The organism is Olleya aquimaris (assembly GCF_003259525.1).
Classification (GTDB): Bacteria; Bacteroidota; Bacteroidia; order Flavobacteriales; family Flavobacteriaceae; genus Olleya; species Olleya aquimaris.
Genome location: NZ_QLLO01000005.1, coordinates 135,679 through 155,700, shown reverse-complemented (window position 1 = coordinate 155,700; position 20,022 = coordinate 135,679). Strand labels below are relative to the sequence as shown.

At 32.8% G+C, this 20,022-nt stretch carries 14 protein-coding genes and 1 riboswitch; of the genes, 10 read left to right on the top strand and 4 right to left on the bottom strand.

The genetic code is table 11. From position 1 onward, the window contains the following. Nucleotides 1-46 precede the first annotated feature (46 nt). The 3 genes from LY08_RS08610 to LY08_RS08595 form a co-directional block, all read right to left on the bottom strand. The gene (locus LY08_RS08610) at nucleotides 47-2,746 is read right to left on the bottom strand and encodes a T9SS type B sorting domain-containing protein (RefSeq protein WP_111660051.1); all 2,700 of its coding nucleotides are present in this window, start codon (nucleotides 2,744-2,746) and stop codon (nucleotides 47-49) included. A gap of 488 nt (nucleotides 2,747-3,234) precedes the next feature. Continuing rightward, the gene (locus LY08_RS08600; RefSeq protein WP_111660049.1) at nucleotides 3,235-4,425 is read right to left on the bottom strand and encodes a pyridoxal phosphate-dependent aminotransferase; all 1,191 of its coding nucleotides are present in this window, start codon (nucleotides 4,423-4,425) and stop codon (nucleotides 3,235-3,237) included. Between the two features lie 4 nt (nucleotides 4,426-4,429). Then, the gene (locus LY08_RS08595; RefSeq protein ID WP_111660048.1) at nucleotides 4,430-5,533 is read right to left on the bottom strand and encodes a fatty acid desaturase family protein; all 1,104 of its coding nucleotides are present in this window, start codon (nucleotides 5,531-5,533) and stop codon (nucleotides 4,430-4,432) included. 135 nt (nucleotides 5,534-5,668) lie between these two features. On the opposite strand from LY08_RS08595, the gene rsmG reads away from it, so the two are divergent. Further along, a complete protein-coding gene (gene rsmG, locus LY08_RS08590) occupies nucleotides 5,669-6,298 on the top strand; it encodes a 16S rRNA (guanine(527)-N(7))-methyltransferase RsmG (RefSeq protein ID WP_111660047.1) in 630 nt (209 codons plus the stop codon). Between the two features lie 49 nt (nucleotides 6,299-6,347). Here the strand turns inward: rsmG and metK are convergent, their stop codons facing one another. After that, nucleotides 6,348-7,601 carry a methionine adenosyltransferase gene (gene metK, locus LY08_RS08585; RefSeq protein WP_111660046.1) on the bottom strand — a complete coding sequence of 418 codons (1,254 nt, stop codon included), beginning with the start codon at nucleotides 7,599-7,601 and terminating at the stop codon, nucleotides 6,348-6,350. 368 nt (nucleotides 7,602-7,969) lie between these two features. On the opposite strand from metK, the gene LY08_RS08580 reads away from it, so the two are divergent. The 9 genes from LY08_RS08580 (at nucleotide 7,970) to metF (ending at nucleotide 20,008) form a co-directional block, all read left to right on the top strand. Beyond that, nucleotides 7,970-10,549: a phosphoenolpyruvate carboxylase gene (locus LY08_RS08580; protein ID WP_111660045.1), complete on the top strand. Its 2,580-nt coding sequence runs from the start codon at nucleotides 7,970-7,972 to the stop codon at nucleotides 10,547-10,549. Between the two features lie 224 nt (nucleotides 10,550-10,773). Beyond that, nucleotides 10,774-10,898, top strand: a riboswitch (SAM riboswitch). 122 nt (nucleotides 10,899-11,020) lie between these two features. Next, entirely contained in the window at nucleotides 11,021-12,313 is a 1,293-nt protein-coding gene (locus LY08_RS08575) for an O-acetylhomoserine aminocarboxypropyltransferase/cysteine synthase family protein (RefSeq protein ID WP_111660044.1), read from the top strand. Nucleotides 12,314-12,399: 86 nt separating this feature from the next. Further along, entirely contained in the window at nucleotides 12,400-12,852 is a 453-nt protein-coding gene (locus tag LY08_RS08570) for an OsmC family protein (protein ID WP_111660043.1), read from the top strand. Continuing rightward, nucleotides 12,853-13,857 carry an alpha/beta fold hydrolase gene (locus LY08_RS08565; protein WP_111660042.1) on the top strand — a complete coding sequence of 335 codons (1,005 nt, stop codon included), beginning with the start codon at nucleotides 12,853-12,855 and terminating at the stop codon, nucleotides 13,855-13,857. Between the two features lie 2 nt (nucleotides 13,858-13,859). Next, nucleotides 13,860-15,026 (top strand): trans-sulfuration enzyme family protein, encoded by a 1,167-nt coding sequence (locus LY08_RS08560; protein ID WP_111660041.1) that lies wholly within the window; start codon nucleotides 13,860-13,862, stop codon nucleotides 15,024-15,026. Nucleotides 15,027-15,038: 12 nt separating this feature from the next. Next, nucleotides 15,039-15,332, top strand: a complete 294-nt coding sequence (locus LY08_RS08555; RefSeq protein WP_111660040.1) for a rhodanese-like domain-containing protein — start codon at nucleotides 15,039-15,041, stop codon at nucleotides 15,330-15,332. A gap of 9 nt (nucleotides 15,333-15,341) precedes the next feature. Next, nucleotides 15,342-16,343 carry a homocysteine S-methyltransferase family protein gene (locus LY08_RS08550; RefSeq protein WP_111660039.1) on the top strand — a complete coding sequence of 334 codons (1,002 nt, stop codon included), beginning with the start codon at nucleotides 15,342-15,344 and terminating at the stop codon, nucleotides 16,341-16,343. Beyond that, nucleotides 16,343-19,048: a methionine synthase gene (gene metH / locus LY08_RS08545; RefSeq protein ID WP_111660038.1), complete on the top strand. Its 2,706-nt coding sequence runs from the start codon at nucleotides 16,343-16,345 to the stop codon at nucleotides 19,046-19,048. Before LY08_RS08550 ends, metH begins: the two co-directional genes overlap by 1 nt. Nucleotides 19,049-19,051: 3 nt before the next feature. After that, nucleotides 19,052-20,008, top strand: a complete 957-nt coding sequence (metF, locus tag LY08_RS08540; protein WP_111660037.1) for a methylenetetrahydrofolate reductase [NAD(P)H] — start codon at nucleotides 19,052-19,054, stop codon at nucleotides 20,006-20,008. Nucleotides 20,009-20,022: the final 14 nt, after the last annotated feature.

Here is a 20,022-nt window from a genome sequence, read left to right as displayed (position 1 = left end):
TTATTAAGATAATTGCTAAGTTGTAAACTTTAAATTAAAAATGTGGTTATCGTTTTAGGGTAAAATGCCCAGAACTTTCAATGACTTGATCGTTTTGGTCTACTAACGTAATTTTAAACCAATAATCAGAATTTGGTAACGGAACATTGTTATACATACCATCCCAACCTCGATGGATAGTTTTTAGTGTAAAGCCATAAAGTCTTTTTCCGAACCTGTCAAAAATTGTAATTTCTGCTTGTTTGTATAGGTTCTCGTTAACACCAAAAACAGACCACTGGTCATTTTTGTTATCATCGTTAGGAGTGAAAAATTTAGGATAATGTATAAAAGACACTTCCGTTTGTATAGACTGCTCACAATCATTAACATCTCTCACAAAAATCTCAATAATACCTGGTTCTACTCCGTAAAAAGTATAAGCAGTTTGTTGACCAAAAAAATCTTGATTATCTAATGAAAACTCATACTGACTATTTCCATTTATAGAAATATAAAGATTAGTACCATCAATTTCAATTTCTTCAAAAGTTGGTATAACAGGTGCTAATACTTCAAATACTTGAGATTTTGTACACAGTAATCCATTTTCTAATTTGGTAACAGTAAGTTGATAGGTGCCTGGATTTGATAGTTCATAAAATCGTTGTGTAGATAGTATTGCACCAGTAGAAGTGTCTTGCCATTCCCAAGAATCATTGGATATTCCTCCATCTAAAACAGGGTTAGGTTGTAGTACACATAGTTGGTAACTGTCTTCTATGTCAAATTCTAAAGATTGATTTACAACCAATTCCATAGATGCTATTGTACCACAATCACCATTATTTTTTCTTACAATTATCCAAAGCGTTGTACTAGCACTATCATAATCAAAATACAACGGATTAGTGTTAGCTAAAGCATCTTCTAAAGTACTATGAAATCTTATATATTCATCATCTGCAAGATTAAAATAGGTGCTTAATTCTTCAATTTTATTGGCGATATTAAATCGACCTATATAATCACCAAATATGTCATTTGAGCCTTCACAAACTATATAGGGATCTAAAACCACTAAGTCTTGACTTTGTACTTCTATAAAAAATGAATCTGTATTTACACAACCAAATTCATTAGTGATATTTAAAAATAGTTCTTGAGGATTTGAGGTATTGGTGTAAAATTCTGGATTAGTAATAGGATTAGTGTCATTATCTGCATCTAGTTGTGTTTCATAAAATTGATATTGATAATTATCTCTAACACCATTTTCTAAACCGTTATAAGCTTCTGTTAAGTTAAAATTTGATATTCCATCGTTATCAATATCGCATTGAGATAACGTGTAACCATCTGTCATGGTCGCCACTGGATGAGCTTTAATTTTTTTGAAAAGTTCTATTTGATTAGAACCAACAGTTATCAATGCTCTAACAGTATAAGTTCCAGATTGTGCGTATTGATGTGATGGGTTTAATCCAATAGCAGTATTACCATCACCAAACTCCCAGTTAGCAGTAGTTATTGGTCCATAAGCATCTAACGAGAAATCTATAGCTTCATAAAAACAATCGTCTTTAGCAATAATTTTATTTCTAAAATAAGAGGTCACAAAATTAGGTAATCCTTTAGTACTTGCAGAGTTTATAAGTGGGATACTTGATGGCTCAAAATTTATTTCCTCAGGGTCTTCTGGATTATGTATAACGCCTAATGTATTTAAATGATAAGGTGAATCTGTTGCATAATTAGCCATATAAATTTTAGAGTCTGTTGCCAATTGTAAAGCACCAAAATTAATTGAAGACGAAGTAGCTAATAAAATTTTCTCATTAAATGATGCTGAAGAATTAACAATATATTTATGAAGAAAAGCAGTGCCAGATAAATTTCCTGTAATGTATAAAAATTCGGAATCTGCAGAGAACTCTAGTCCTTCTATAGGGATTGGGTTAAAAATATAACCTGCATTAAAACTTTGTTGAAACGAAACAGAATTGGTTAAAGCATTAAAATTATAAATATAAACACTAGAGTTGCTACTGCTATCTCCAATTGCTATTGTTTGTCCATTTGGTGAAAATTTAATGGTACCTAAAGTGCTAAAAAAAGTTTCTTGTAGTGTAATAGTATTTTCTAAAGTAATATTATTTAAAGGTGCAGTACCTAAAGTACCAACATTTATAACAAATAATGCATTAAATGTTTGCTCTGCAGATCCACCAATTTTACCTAATCCAACAGCTTTGTAAGAATTAGTTTCGGGCGAATACATTGCAGTAATCCTTTGTGTTGAGGTGGTAGTAATCCTATTATTTTTGGTGTAAATATGCCCTAATGGGTTTTGAGCATTAAAGACAACTTTAGAATAAAAAATACCTCCATAATCTGCGTTAATTCTGGTGGTTAATATATAGTAATTATTCGTGTCACTGGGATCTGGAATAATTATACAGGATTGATTATTGTCTATTTCTGCATTTAAGTCATTTCCATTGGTCATAACTTCATGGTTTTTATTCCAAACCGTTTGACCATTGGTGTAAAATAATAAATCACCATTGCTGTCTGACATGCTTGCGCATCCAGCAGGAGTAGACATGCTTCCATCATTTAATGTAGAAAATTGCCCATTATTAAAATCGATACCAGAATGGTTTCCAAAATACCAATTGTTGGTTTCGTTTTGTGCGTTACAAACAAAACAAAGCAAAGTTACTATAGTAACAAGTATATAATATTTTGGATTAAATAATTTCAATTATACTATTGATTTTTAAGTCAACTAAATTAAGGATAATGTGTTTAGGTTGTATATTTTAATAGTTAATATTAGTACAATATTATGTCCTTTTTTTTGTAACATTTTATGTTATTAGACTACATATTTATACAGTAGTTTAATGTTTAATTGGTTTTATTTCAATATTATGTATAGCGGGTCTCCTCGTGGTGTATTAAAGAATAATAGAGATTTATTGAAAAATCCTAAAAGGAAGAAGTTTGTCCATATCCCAGGGAAATTCAAACCTGTTAAAAAGGAGAAATTTGACCATGTAGTTTTAAATACAGAATATCAAGACAACTTAAGAAAACGATTAAACAAAGAAAATAAGCTACTATTTTATAAAAGGTTAATAGTCTTCATTATACTATTTATTGGTTTATTAATCTGGTTAAATAATATCTTAAACTAAAAAAGCCTCAAATTAACATTGAGGCTTTTTTTGTATTTAATAAAGATGTTTATTAGCTAACAGCTTCTTTTATTCGCTTGATAGCTTCGATAATATTGTCTTGTGAAGCTGCATAACTTATTCTAATACAATCAGGATTACCAAAAGCATCTCCAGTTACTGTTGCAACTAAAGCTTCTTCTAATAAATATAAAGAAAAGTCTGTAGCGTTATTAATAGTTTTTCCTCTTAAGGTCTTACCAAAAAAGTGAGTCACATTAGGGAATACATAAAACGCACCTTCTGGAGTGTTGGTTTTAAATCCTTCAATATCATTTAATAGTTTTAAAACTAAATCACGACGTACTTTAAACTCGTCTATCATATAGTTTACCACACTAGAATCTGCCTTTAAAGCAGTAATTACTGCGCGTTGTGCTATACAATTAGCACCACTTGTAATTTGACCTTGCATTTTGTTACAAGCACGAGCAATCCAGTCTGGTGCTCCAATATAACCAATACGCCAACCTGTCATAGCAAACGCTTTGGATACACCATTAACTGTAATGGTACGATCATACATACTTGGTATTTGCGCCATGCTTGCATGGGGCTTTCCAGTATAGTTGATGTGTTCGTAAATCTCGTCAGAGACCACATAAATATTTGGATAATTTTCTAATACTTTAGCTAAGCCTTCTAATTCTGCTTTACTATATAAAGAACCACTTGGGTTACAAGGAGAGCTAAACCAAATCATTTTAGTTTTAGGTGTAATGGCTGCTTCTAATTGCGAAGGAGTCATTTTAAAATCTGTATCAATAGTTGTTTTTACTTCTACAGGAACACCATCGTTTAGTTTAACAATATCAGAGTAGCTTACCCAATATGGACAAGGTAAAATAACTTCGTCACCATTGTTTAACATCACAGCTGCTACATTAGCTAAACTTTGTTTAGCACCAGTAGAGACTACTATTTGTGGCAATGTATAGGTTAAATTATTATCACGTTTAAATTTGGTGATAATAGCTTCTTTTAACTCGACATAACCATCAACAGGAGTGTAAGAGTTATAATTGTCATTTATAGCTTGGATTGCAGCGTCTTTAATAAAATCAGGTGTATTAAAATCTGGCTCACCTAAGCTTAATCCAATAATGTCTTTACCTTCTGCTCTTAACTCTCTAGCTTTGGCAGCCATAGCTAAAGTTGCAGAAGTGGACATATTTAAAATACGGTCAGAAAGTGGTTGGCTCATGTAATTAGGCTTGTAGCGTTGCTGGTTTCATTCCCATTTCTTTTAAATATTTAAAGTGGGCAGCAATAGCTTTACGTGTGGTTTTATATTCGTTGTAAGGTAAATTAAATTCTTTAGCGGTAGATTTAACAATCTCTGCTATTTTTCCATAGTGAATGTGACTAATATGCGGAAAAATATGGTGTTCTACTTGATGATTTAATCCACCAGTAAACCAATTGATAATCTTGCTTTTAGCACCAAAATTTACAGTTGTTTTTAATTGATGGATAGCCCAAGTGTTTTTCATGGTACCATCTTTTTCTGGTAAAGGCATTTCTGCTTCGTCCATAACATGCGCTAATTGAAACACAACACTTAAAATTAAACCAGCAGTGTAATGCATGATAAAAAAGCCAAGTAAAATTTTCCACCAAGCTAAATCGAAAAATAAAATTGGTATAATAATCCAAATAGCTACATAAATAATTTTAGAAATTACCAACTTACTCCAATTTACTACTGGATTTGGTAATTTTCCGTAGGCTAATTTACGTTTCATATAACGCTTCATTTGCTGAAAATCTGTTGTGATAGCCCAGTTAATAGTTAATAAACCATATAATAGCACAGAGTAGTAGTGTTGGAATTTATGGTGTTTTTTCCATTCTGAATGTTTAGAAAAACGAAGGATTCTTCCAGCTTCTAAATCTTCATCATGTCCATGTATATTAGTATACGTGTGGTGTAATACGTTATGCTGTACTTTCCAGTTATAAGCATTTCCTGCTAATATATAAATACTACTTCCCATTAAACGGTTAACCCATTCTTTATTAGAAAACGATCCGTGATTACCATCATGCATCACATTCATTCCTACTCCAGCCATACCAATTCCCATAACAATTGTTAATAGTAATTGTGCCCAACCAGGTAAATCTAAACTCATGATTAAGAAGTAAGGTGCTAAGAAAATGGTAAACATGATAATGGTTTTTAGCCAAATTCGCCAATCACCTGTACGTTTAATATTGTTGTCTTTAAAATAATCGTTTACACGTTTATTTAATGTTCTGAAAAATTTTGCAGAGTCTGTTCTTGAAAAAGAAAGTGTTTGCTTTGTCATTGATACTATTTAATTTTTTATGATAACGCAAAATAGCGAAATTTCATATATGGCGTAAAGATAATTAATTAACTAAAACAGAAGCTCCCTTTTTTATGTTAAAATGTATATTTTTGCCGAAATTTAATACCAACTATGGAGCTAATTTTAAAGTATTTTCCTGATTTAACCCCTTTACAAATCGAACAGTTTAAAAAACTAGAGAATTTGTATAAAGATTGGAACTTGAAAATTAATGTTGTCTCAAGAAAGGATATAGACGAGTTGTATTTACGTCATGTGTTGCATTCTTTAGCAATAGCTAAAGTTATCCAATTTAAAGAAGGAAGCTCTTTAATGGATGTTGGTACTGGTGGAGGTTTTCCTGGGATACCTCTAGCTATTTTATTTCCAGAATGTAATTTTCATTTAGTAGATAGTATCAACAAAAAGTTAAATGTGGTTAGAGAGGTTGTTGCTGGTTTAGAGTTAGAAAATGTAAAAGTCACACATAGTCGAGTAGAGGAGATTAAAGACACCTACGACTTTATTATTAGTCGTGCAGTTGCAGCAATGCCAACTTTTGTACATTGGATTAAAGGTAAAGTGGCTAAAAAACAACAAAACGAATTGAAAAATGGAATTTTATATTTAAAAGGAGGTGATTTAACCGAAGAGTTACAAGATTACAAAACCACTACAATCTATAATATTTCAGATTTTTACGAAGAAGATTTCTTTGAAACTAAAAAAGTAGTCCATTTACCAATTAAATGGAAAGCATAAAAAAAAACCGAAACTTAAAGTTTCGGTTTTTTTTAGAATTTATATAAAATTATAAGCCAAATTCTGCTTTTACTTTATCAACGTAGTCTAATTTTTCCCACGTAAACAACTCAACGTCTAATGTGACATCGTCACCATTAGGCTGAGAAAATGTTTTAGTCACTGTTTCGTTTTTACGTCCCATATGTCCATAAGCTGCAGTCTCACTGTACATAGGGTTACGTAATTTTAAACGCTCTTCTATAGAAGCAGGACGCATGTCAAAGACTTTAGATATTTTTTCTGCTATTTCACCATCGGTCATGTTAAATGGACAAGTTCCATAAGTGTCCACAAATATTCCCATAGGTTCTACAACACCAATCGCGTAAGAAACTTGTACTAACACCTCGTCGCAAACACCTGCTGCAACTAAGTTTTTAGCAATGTGTCTTGTGGCATATGCAGCACTTCTATCTACTTTACTTGGGTCTTTCCCAGAAAAAGCACCACCACCATGGGCACCTTTACCACCATATGTATCCACTATAATTTTACGACCAGTTAATCCAGTGTCACCATGTGGTCCACCTATAACAAATTTTCCTGTTGGGTTAATGTGGTAAGTAATATCGTCGTTAAATAACAATTTTATGTTATCGGGTAATTTAGCAACCACTCTTGGTATTAAAATTTCAACAATGTCTTTTTTAATCTTAGCAAGCATGTTCTCTTCTTCATCAAAATCATCATGTTGTGTAGATACCACAATTGCGTCAATACGTTGTGGGACATTGTCATCACTATACTCAATAGTTACCTGGCTTTTAGAGTCAGGTCTTAGGTAAGTGATGTCCTTATTTTCACGACGTAATTCTGCTAACTCTATTAAAATTTTATGAGACAAATCTAATGCAAGTGGCATATAGTTTTCTGTTTCTCTAGTAGCATAACCAAACATCATACCTTGATCACCTGCTCCTTGTTCTTCCTTACTCGCTCTGTCCACTCCACGATTGATATCGTCTGACTGTTCATGAATTGCACTAAATACACCACAAGAATTTCCGTCAAACATATATTCGCTTTTAGTGTAGCCAATTTTATTTATGGTATCTCTTGCAATTTTTTGTACGTCTAAATACGTGTTAGATTTAACTTCTCCAGCTAATACAACTTGTCCAGTAGTTACTAAAGTTTCACAAGCCACTTTACTGTCTTTGTCAAAAGCTAAAAAATTGTCGATTAGTGCATCACTAATTTGATCTGCAACTTTGTCTGGGTGTCCTTCAGACACACTTTCTGAGGTAAATAAATACGCCATTTGTTTAAATTATAATGTTATGTTGAGATTTGACGACAACGTCTAAGGAAGTTTGCACTGCCTTTAGCATTTTTGTTTCAGCTAGATGTTTTAGCTTCAGAGGTTGCAATCAGTCAAATCCGTCCTCTTAATTTTCGAGCGACAAAAATAAGAAAATAAAGTAGTTAAAAAAGCGACTTTGAGTTAAAAAAAATAAAAAGGCAGAATGAGGCGATTTTTTGATTCATTAAAATCAAAATTTGACTTTTAAATTATGTAATTCTTATTAAGAAAACGATTTAGTATGACAATTCGTAAATTCTTAAGCTTGATGCTTTTACTAAAAGATTGTTCATTAACTTTATAGCTTATATAAATTTAAAAATGTTATGCCTTTACAGCCTAAATTAACTCGTTTTAATCAAAATGTGTTGTCAAAATATCAGATTTACAATGGTATTTTTATGACACTTCCTTTTGATACTATAACAAAAACAGGTGTCTTACTTCCTCTGTTTCATGAGACTTGTAAAAAAGGATTTGATAATGGAGATAATCCTACAGTAATTGTAGATACTTTTTTTAAAAAATATCAAGCCAGACGATCGGATAAAAGTAAAATAGATTTACTGTTTCGTTTTATTCAATACATAGAACGACAAGTGGTGTTATTTGATGCTATTGAAGATGCTGCATTTCCTGTTGTTAATAACATGGATGGTATCGGGACACTACGTAGTTTAAAAGAAAGTGCTACTGCAGAAGGAAAACTGGATAAATTACGTCAGTATTTAGAAGAATTTAAGGTTAGAATTGTACTAACAGCACATCCCACACAGTTTTATCCAGGAACCGTTTTAGGTATTATTACAGATTTAACAGAAGCGGTTAAAGAAAACGATTTACTGCGTATTAATGATTTATTGGCTCAATTAGGAAAAACACCCTTTTTTAAACATGAAAAACCTACACCTTATGATGAGGCAGTAAGTTTAATTTGGTATTTAGAAAATGTATTTTATGAGTCTTTTGGAAAGATTTACGATTACATCCAACAAAATATTTTTGATGGTCAACATATTGATAACGATATTATCAACGTAGGCTTTTGGCCAGGAGGAGACAGAGATGGAAACCCATTTGTAACTCCAGAAATTACTGTAAAAGTAGCTCAGCGATTACATGAAACCATCATAAAAAATTATTACAGAGATATCAGAAAATTAAAGCGTAAGCTGACTTTTCAAGGGGTAGAAGAACGAATGTCTAGATTAGAAAGTCAGTTGTATAAAAAAATATTGCACGAACCTTCAGAATTAACCTTACATGATTTTGATTCAGAATTAAAGCAAATAAGACAAATTGTAATAGATCATCATCAATCTTTATACGTTTCTGAAATTACAAGCTTACTTAATAAAATTCACTTATTCGGTTTTCATTTTTCTAGTTTAGATATACGTCAAGATAGTCGTGCACACCATAAAGTATTTACAGATATGGTAAATGTTATGATAGAACATGGTAGTAAGGATATTCCTAAAAATTACCATGATTTATCAGAAACAGAACAAGTTAAAATTTTATCTGAAGTATCTGGAACAGTAGATTTATCACTAATAAAAGATGAAGAGACTTTAAAAGCTTTAAATACCATTAAAGCTATTAAAACTATCCAAAACACTAATGGTGAAGCAGCTGCAAACCGCTATATAATAAGTAACAACCAAACTACTTTAAATGTTATGCAGTTATTTGCAATGCTAAAATTAGTAGCATTTCAAGATAAATTAACGGTAGATATTGGACCACTTTTTGAAACCATTACCGACTTAGAAAATGCACATATAGTAATGGAAGAGTTGTATACTAATCCAGCATATGCAAAGCACTTAAAAACAAGAGGTAACAGGCAAACTATTATGTTAGGCTTTAGCGATGGTACTAAAGATGGTGGTTATTTAATGGCTAATTGGGCTATTTACAAAGCTAAAGAACGCTTAACTGCTATCTCAAGAAAATATGATGTTACCGTTATTTTCTTTGATGGTCGTGGTGGACCACCAGCTAGAGGTGGAGGAAAAACACATAACTTTTATGCTTCTTTAGGACCAACAATTGAAGATAAAGAAGTGCAATTAACTATTCAAGGACAAACTATTAGTTCTAATTTTGGGACCTTAGACTCGTCTCAATATAACCTAGAACAACTAATAAGTTCAGGTATTTATAATAGTTTAAGTGATGCAGATTTGCGTATGGTGCCAGAAAACCGAGTGGTTATGGATAATTTAGCTAAACTTAGTTATCAAGCGTATGTAGATTTTAAAAGTCATCCTAAGTTTATTTCGTATTTAGAGCATATGAGCACGTTAAAGTATTATGCAAAAACTAATATTGGAAGTAGACCTTCTAAACGTGGTAAAGCAGAAGGCTTGGTGTTTGAAGATTTAAGAGCCATTCCATTTGTTGGATCTTGGAGTCAATTAAAACAAAATGTACCAGGGTTTTTTGGTGTAGGCACAGCTTTAAAATATTATGAAGATGCAGGCGAATTTGAAAAAGCACAAAGACTATTTAAAACGTCAAGCTTCTTTAAAACCCTGATTGAAAACAGTATGATGTCTCTATCAAAATCGTTTTTTGATTTGACCAAATATATGAGTGACGACCCAGAATATGGCGAGTTTTGGAATATTATTTATAACGAATATAAAACCACAAAACGACTTATTTTAAAGCTTACTGGTTTTGACGAGTTAATGCAAGAAGAACCTTCTGGAAAAGCATCTATTAGAGTTAGAGAATCCATTGTGTTGCCATTATTGACCATTCAGCAATATGCCTTAAAGCAGATTCAAGAGTTAGAAAAATCTGAAACTAAGGATGCAGATTTAATTGCAGTGTATGAAAAATTGGTGACCAGATCCCTATTTGGAAATATTAATGCAAGCCGAAATTCTGCTTAATACTATACAATACATTATTAGAATTGATAAGATAGCAAGTTTGAAAATTTCAGACTTGCTTTTTTAATTATAACCGAAAATTATTTCGTTTAATTATTAATAACCAATTTTTATTCTGTTTTATTAATGATTTTATAAAAATTATGAAAAATATTCGGTTTTACTTGTTTGTAAAAAATATAATTTGCAATATTTGTGCTCACAAAGTTCAAAACTTTATTGAAATGTTATCAAGAAAGGTGGAGGGATTAGACCCTTTGAAACCTTAGCAACCCTTAGACTTACTAAGAAGGTGCTAAATTCTACTTGAAAGCGCGAGTCATTTTTCGCAATTTCGGATAGATAACTAACACGTAATTACTCATCTGTAATTAGGTTAATTTCTTATAACATTTTTCTATTAAGTATGCTTCTAAAGAAGCTTATTTGACTTTTGTTTTAATCTTTTAATTAACTCAAAAAACTAGAAAAATGAGTACACAAAAATTTGCAACCCAAGCGTTGCACGCAGGACATGACACAGCTAAAACTGGAGGAACCAGAGCAGTGCCAATTTACCAATCTACAGCTTACGTTTTTGACGATTCAGACGATGCAGCAGGACGATTTAACTTATCCGTACCAGGATTTATCTACACCAGATTAAACAATCCAACTAATGACATTTTAGAGCAACGTATTGCTGCTCTTGAAGGTGGTATTGCAGCAGTAGCTACAGCATCTGGTACAGCAGCTATTTCTACTACATTGTTAACCTTGTTAAAAGCTGGAGACCATATTGTTGCTTCAAGTAGTTTGTATGGAGGTACATATAATTTACTTAGCGTTACGCTTCCAAGACATGGTATTACTACAACATTTGTAGATCCTTCTAATCCAGAGAATTTTAGTAAAGCAGCTCAAGAAAATACACGTGCTATTTTTGTAGAATCTTTAGGGAATCCAAAATTGGATGTGTTAGATATTGAAGCCATTTCAAAAGAAGCTAAAGCGCACAAAGTGCCATTAATTGTGGATAATACAGTAGCAACACCTTACTTGTTAAATCCAATTGAGTATGGAGCAAACATAGTTATTCATTCATTAACAAAATACATTAACGGTAACGGAACCTCGCTTGGAGGTATTATCGTAGATGCTGGAACCTTTGATTGGACCAATGGGAAATTCCCAGAGTTTACAGAACCATCTGCAGGTTACCATGGATTAGTGTATAGCGAAGCAATTGGACCAGCAGCTTTTATTGCAAAAATTAGAATTGAAGGCTTACGTGATTATGGTGGTGCTTTAAGTCCGTTTAATGCGTTTCAAATTATTCAAGGATTAGAAACGTTAGAATTACGAATTTTAAAACATTCTCAAAATGCTTTAGAATTAGCAAAATGGTTACAACAACAACCTGAAGTAACTTGGGTAAATTATCCAGGCTTAGAATCTAGTAAATACAATGATTTAGCTAAAAAATATTTACCAAATGGACAAAGCGGAATCGTCACTTTTGGCGTAGAAGGTGGTTATGAATCTGCAAAAAAAATAGCAGACACAACTAAACTATTTTCATTATTAGCCAATATTGGTGATACAAAATCTTTAATTATTCATCCAGCTAGTACAACGCATCAACAATTAAGTGATGAAGCACAAGAAACTACAGGAGTGACCAAAGACTTAATAAGATTGTCTGTTGGAATAGAGAATATTGACGATTTAAAAGCCGATTTAAAAGAGGCATTTGCAGTTGTTAAGAAAACAGTTTTAGCATAGTTTAATTTTAGTTATTTAACCAAAATAGCTTCACATTTTTAAATGCCATTTTTAAGTGTGAAGCTTATTTCAAATTTAAAAAACAGATGAGTGATTTAAAATTTACTGTAGCTGGAGAAAGTACTTCTGCAACTCAATTTATAGGAAAAACAAGACATTTCACATTAATAGTTGATGAGCCTGAAGCTTTAGGCGGAACTGACGAAGATGCAAATCCAGTTGAATATATACTTGCAGGCTTTGCTGGATGTGTCAACGTTGTTGGGCATTTAGTAGCAAAAGAGTTAGGTTTTACTATTAACAAATTAAATATTGAAGTTTCTGGAGAGATTAATCCTAATAAGTTTTTAGGGGCTTCAGATACAGATCGTGCTAGGTTTAAAAGTATACAATTAAACCTAATTCCAGAAACGGATGCTAGTATCGAAACTTTGGCAAAATGGTTAGAAATTGTTGAGGTACGTTGTCCAGTTAGAGATAATTTGTCAAACAAAACACCAATAAAAATTTCTGTAGAAAAAGAATATAATCTTAAATAAATGAGCAGTTTACAATATATAAACATCTTTAATTATAACCTCCAAAACGGTAAGACAGTTAATATTAAACTGTCTTACCAAGTTTTTGGAAAACCGCTGTATACAGCGCCAATAATATTAGTTAATCATGCATTAACAGGTAATTCTAATGTTGTAGGTAAAGAGGGTTGGTGGTCTGATTTAATTGGAGACAATAAATGTATTGATACTCTTCAATATACCATTTTAGCATTTAATATTCCTGGAAATGGTTATGATAATAATCCAGAACACCTCATTAAGGATTATAAAAACTACACCACTAAAGATGTGGCTAAATTATTTGCTTTAGGATTAAACAATTTAAAAATTAATAATCTATATGCTATCATTGGTGGTTCTGTTGGTGGTGGAATTGCTTGGGAAATGGCAGCACTAAAACCAAAATTGGCTCAGCATATAATACCTATTGCTACAGATTGGAAAGCTACAGATTGGTTGATTGCTAATTGCCATATCCAAGACGCTATTTTAAATAATTCAAGCAAACCACTAGAAGACGCTAGGATGCATGCTATGACATTGTATCGTACACCAGAATCGTTGTCTAGAAAGTTTCAAAGAGAGCAACAATCAGATACGATTACTAAAGTAGAAAGTTGGTTAAATTATCATGGAAACCAATTAAGTAATCGTTTTCAACTATCGGCTTACAAGTTAATGAATCAAGTATTAAAAACTATTGATATAACTAGAGATAGAGGATCATTTAAAGAAGTAGCTTCAAGAATAAATTCATCAATACATATCATAACCATTAATAGTGATTTGTTTTTTAAAGCTGAAGAAAACTGGGAGACTTACATCGATTTAAAAGCTGTAAAGCAAAATGTAACTATTGGCGAAATAAAATCTATCCATGGTCATGATGCATTTTTGATAGAGTTTGAGCAATTATCAAGATTATTAACACCTGTTTTTAAAACAGATAATGTTAGTAGTAATGTTTTGAAAAAAGCGATTTAAACATGAAAAACCATTTTGAAACAGACGCTATCAGAACTCAAACAGAGCGCTCACAATTTTTAGAACATTCTACGCCTTTATATTTAACATCCAGTTATATTTTTGAGGATGCTGAAGATATGCGTGCTTCTTTTGCAGATGAGAAAGACCGTAATATTTACAGTCGTTATTCTAACCCAAATACCACAGAGTTTATATACAAAATCTGTAAAATGGAAGGTGCAGAAAGCGGTTATGCTTTTGCATCAGGTATGTCTGCTGTGTTTTCAACATTTGCAGCATTGTTAAACGCAGGCGATCATATACTATCTTCTAAAAGTATCTTTGGTTCTACACAAACCATGTTTAATAATATTTTTCCAAAGTGGAATATAGCCACAAGCTTTTTCAATTTTAATGAGATTGAAACTATAGAAAGTCTTATTAAACCAAATACAAAGGTGATTTACGCAGAGAGCCCAACCAATCCTGCAGTAGATATTTTAGATTTAGAATTGTTGGGTCAAATTGCAAAAAAACATAATCTGCTATTAATTATAGATAATTGTTTTGCAACGCCTTATTTACAGCAACCTATTAAGTTTGGTGCAGATTTAGTAATTCATTCAGCTACAAAATTAATAGATGGTCAAGGTCGTGTTTTAGGAGGTGTAACGGTTGGTCCTACAGAGTTGATTCAAAAAATATATTTATTTTCAAGAAATACTGGTCCTGCATTATCACCATTTAATGCTTGGGTATTATCTAAAAGTTTAGAAACATTACCTGTTAGAGTGGATAGGCATTGTGAAAACGCTTTAAAAGTAGCTCAGTTTTTAGAAACACATTCTAAAGTCAATCTTGTAAAATATCCTTTTTTAAAATCACATCCACAATACCAATTAGCAAAAAAGCAAATGAAATTAGGCGGAAACGTCGTAGCATTCGAAATTAATGGAGGCATTGATGCTGGTCGATCGTTTTTAAACGCCATAAAATTAGTATCGCTTTCTGCAAATCTTGGAGACACCAGAACAATTGTAACACATCCAGCATCAACAACTCATGCAAAACTAACGGAAGAAGACCGTCTAGAAGCTGGTATTACACCGGGTTTGGTGAGGGTTTCAGTTGGATTAGAACATGTAGAAGATATTATAAACGATTTAAGTCAAGCTTTAGACGCTTAATAAGAAAATATTATGAGTACAACTATAACAGAATTCAAACACGTTAAAGAATACCTAGAAAAAGAAGCTTTGGTATTAGATGTCCGCACAGAAGCAGAATATAATGAAGGACATGTGAAAGATTCATTACATATTGTTTTAGACGAATTAGAATATGAAATAGATCAACTAAAAGCGCTTCAAAAACCAATAATAACGTGCTGCAGAAGTGGAGCTAGAAGCCAAAAAGCTAAAGATATTTTAGAAGAAAACGGGATTGATGTTATTAATGGAGGTCCTTGGCAACATGTAGAATCTTATATTTAAATAACTAACATGGCTAGCATAAAACAAGAAATACAAAAACGTATTCTCGTACTCGATGGAGCTATGGGAACCATGTTGCAACAATATAATTTTGAAGAACAAGATTATAGAGGCGAGCGTTTTAAAGACTATCCATCACCTTTAAAAGGAAACAACGATTTGTTGTCTCTTACACAACCCAATGCTATTGCAGATGTGCATAGAAAATACTTTGAAGCTGGAGCAGATATTGTTGAAACCAATACGTTTTCTGGGACAACAATCGCTATGGCAGATTATAATATGGAGGATTTGGTGTATGAGCTTAATTACGAATCGGCTCAAATTGCCAGATATGTAGCTAACGAATTTACCAATGCAAATCCAGATAAACCACGATTTGTAGCAGGTAGTATTGGGCCAACAAATCGTACAGCTAGTTTAAGTCCAGATGTAAATAGACCAGAATTTAGAGCGGTTACTTTTGATGAATTAAGAGTGGCTTATAAGCAACAAGTGGAAGCTTTAATTGATGGTGGCGTTGATGTCTTGTTAGTCGAAACTATTTTTGATACACTTAATGCTAAAGCAGCATTATTTGCTATTGAAGAAGTTAAAGAAGCACGTAATATAGATATTCCAATTATGGTGTCTGGAACCATTACAGATGCGTCTGGTAGAACCTTATCTGGGCAAACGGTTGAAGCGTTTTTAACTTCTGTTTCTCATATCCCGTTATTAAGTGTTGGGTTTAATTGTGCGCTTGGTGCCAAACAATTACAACCGTATTTAAAACGCTTATCAGACCAAACACAGTTTTACACATCAGCACATCCAAATGCTGGATTGCCAAATGCTTTTGGAGAGTATGATGAGTCTCCACAACAAATGCAAAGTTATATCGAATCGTATTTAAAAGATGACTTAATAAATATTATTGGTGGTTGTTGTGGTACAAGTCCAGAGCATATTAAAGCAATAGCAGAAGTAGCAGCAAAATATAAACCTAGACAAATATTAGCCCTAACATAATGGAGAGTGACTGTCAAAAATATTTAACCTTGTCTGGATTAGAACCTTTAGTGGTAACTCCTGAAAGTAATTTTATAAACGTTGGTGAACGTACTAACGTAACAGGATCTCGTAAATTTTTACGATTAATAAAAGAAGAAAAATACGAAGAAGCTTTAGAAGTCGCTAGAGACCAAGTAGATGGTGGTGCGCAAATTTTAGACGTCAACATGGACGAAGGGATGTTAGATGGTGTACACGCTATGACAACGTTTTTAAACCTCATTGCTTCAGAACCCGATATTTCAAGAATCCCATTAATGATTGACAGTTCCAAATGGGACATCATCGAAGCTGGCTTGAAAGTCGCACAAGGAAAATGCGTCGTAAATTCTATAAGTTTAAAAGAAGGCGAGGCCGAATTTAAGCGTCAAGCAAAACTAGTTATGCGGTATGGAGCTGCAGTAATTGTGATGGCTTTTGACGAAGACGGACAAGCAGACACATACCAAAGACGTATAGACATTTGTAAACGGTCTTATGATATTTTGGTTAATGAGGTGGGTTTTAAACCGCAAGACATCATTTTTGACCCAAATATCTTTCCTGTGGCTACAGGAATGGAAGAACACCGTAAAAACGCACTAGATTTTTTTAATGCAACCAAGTGGATTAGAGATAACTTACCATATGCAAATGTATCTGGTGGAGTAAGTAACGTCTCATTTTCGTTTAGAGGAAATAATATTGTTCGCGAGGCGATGCACTCTGCCTTTTTATACCATGCCATTAAAAACGGAATGAATTTAGGCATCGTAAACCCAACCATGTTGGAAATTTACGACGAGATTAATTCTGAATTACTACAACTGGTAGAAGATGTATTGTTTGATAGACATGACCAAGCTACAGAGCGTTTAATTGAGTATGCTGAAACCGTAAAAGGTGATAAAAAAGAAGAACATATTACTATCCAAGAATGGAGAAATACGCCTTTACAAGAGCGTATCACACACAGTTTAGTAAAAGGGATTGATGCCTTTATTATTGAAGATGTTGAAGAAGCAAGACTAGCATCAAACAAGCCTATTGATGTTATTGAAGGTCATTTAATGATTGGGATGAATGTGGTTGGTGATTTGTTTGGTAGCGGAAAAATGTTTTTACCTCAAGTCGTAAAATCGGCAAGAGTAATGAAAAAAGCGGTTGCTTATTTGCAACCATTTATTGAAGCAGAAAAAGACGGAAAACAAGAGTTTGCTGGTAAAATTTTAATGGCTACTGTTAAAGGTGATGTGCACGATATTGGTAAAAATATTGTAAGTGTCGTATTAGGTTGTAATAACTATGAAATCATTGACTTGGGTGTTATGGTGCCACCAGAAAAAATCATTGAAACTGCCATAAAAGAACAAGTAGATATTATAGGGTTAAGCGGATTGATAACACCATCATTAGACGAAATGGTGTATGTCTCTAAACAAATGGAGAAAAACAACTTACATATTCCTTTAATTATTGGAGGTGCAACAACCTCAAAAGCTCATACGTCAGTTAAAATTGCACCACATTACAACAATACGGTTGTGCATATTAATGATGCCTCTAGAGCAGTAACAGTTGTAGGTGATTTACTAAATGACAATAACAAGATTTTTAAAGAAGAAATTAGAGCCGAATACGATACGTTTAGAACCCAGTTTTTAAATAGAACCCAACAAAAAGAATATATTTCTATTGAAGACGCTAGAGAAAAAAAGTATAAAATAGATTGGAATAAATCAGAAATTGTGAAGCCTAAAACTCTAGGGATTCAGGTAATTAAAGATTTTGATATCACCAAACTAGAAGATTTTATCGATTGGACTCCATTTTTTAGAAGTTGGGATTTACATGGTAAGTATCCAGACATTCTAACAGATAATGTAGTTGGTAATCAAGCAACCGATTTGTTCGAAGATGCACAACAATTATTGCAAAAAGTTTTCTCAGAACAGTTATTAAAAGCAAAAGCTGTTTTTGGATTGTTTCCAGCCAACACGATTAATGATGACGACATTGAGGTGACAACTATGGGTTGTCATGCTGAGCCTGTCGAAGCATCACAAAAAGAAAAACTAACGTTCCTAACACTACGTCAACAACTTAAAAAAAGAGACCATGTTCCAAACCACGCACTAGCAGATTTTATAGCACCAAAACAAACAGGTATTCAAGATTATATTGGTGCATTTTGTGTCTCGACAGGTTTTGGGACTGCAGAATTAGCAGCAAAGTTTGAAGCAGAAAACGACGATTATAATGCTATTATGATTAAAGCTTTAGCAGATAGATTAGCCGAAGCGTTTGCAGAATACCTACACAAAGAAGTAAGAACAAAACATTGGGCTTATGCAGCAAATGAAAATTTAAACAATCAAGATTTAATAAAAGAAGCTTATAAGGGTATTAGACCTGCACCTGGCTATCCAGCATGTCCTGACCATTTAGAAAAAACAACCATCTGGGAATTGTTAAATGTTAAAGAAAACATTGGTGTAGAACTTACAGATAGTTTAGCCATGTGGCCAGCAGCTAGTGTTAGTGGCTATTATTTTGGTAATAAAGAAGCTAAGTATTTTGGGCTTGGAAAAATAACTGAAGACCAATTAAAAGATTACACTAACAGACGGAACATAACATTAGATGATGCCAGAAAATGGCTAAACCCAAATTTAGCAGATTAATAGATGAAAGTAACAGAACATATAAAAAACGCAAACGGAAACACGCAGTTTTCCTTTGAGATTTTACCACCATTAAAAGGACAACATATTCAATCTATTTTTGATAATATAGATCCTTTAATGGAGTTTAAGCCACCATTTATTGATGTAACCTATCATCGTGAAGAGTATGTTTATAAAGACCTTGGCAATGGTTTACTAAAAAAGCAAGTGGTAAAAAAACGTCCAGGAACCGTTGGTATTTGTGCTGCTATCCAGAATAAATATAATGTAGATGCTATACCACATATTTTGTGTGGTGGGTTTACTAAAGAAGATACTGAGAATTTCTTAATAGATTTAGATTTTTTAGATATTGATAATGTGATGGCGTTACGTGGTGATGCTGTTAAAACCGAAACGTATTTTAGATCGGAAAAAGAAGGACATAGTTATGCAAGCGATTTAGTAACTCAAATCAGTCAACTTAATAATGGTGTGTATTTAGATGACGACTTACAAAACTGCTCGGTAACCGATTTTTGTATTGGTGTAGCTGCTTACCCAGAAAAACACATGGAGGCACCAAGTTTGGATAGTGATATTCACTTTTTAAAAAAGAAAATTAAAAATGGTGCAGAATATATAGTCACGCAAATGTTTTTTGACAATCAAAAGTATTTTGACTTTGTCAAAAAATGCAGAGAAGAAGGTATTACAGTACCTATAATTCCAGGTTTAAAACCCATTGCAACAAAAAAACAACTCAATCTAATTCCGCATCGTTTTCATGTAGATTTACCTGAAGCTTTAATTTTAGAAATTATTAAATGCAAGGATAATAAAGCAATTAGAGAGGTTGGTATAGAGTGGTGCATTGCACAGTCTAAAGAGTTAAAAGCTGCAGGAATTCCGGTGTTGCATTATTATTCAATGGGAAAAAGCGATAATATTCAAACAATAGCTAGTCAGGTTTTTTAAGTTTAAGTCAGTAA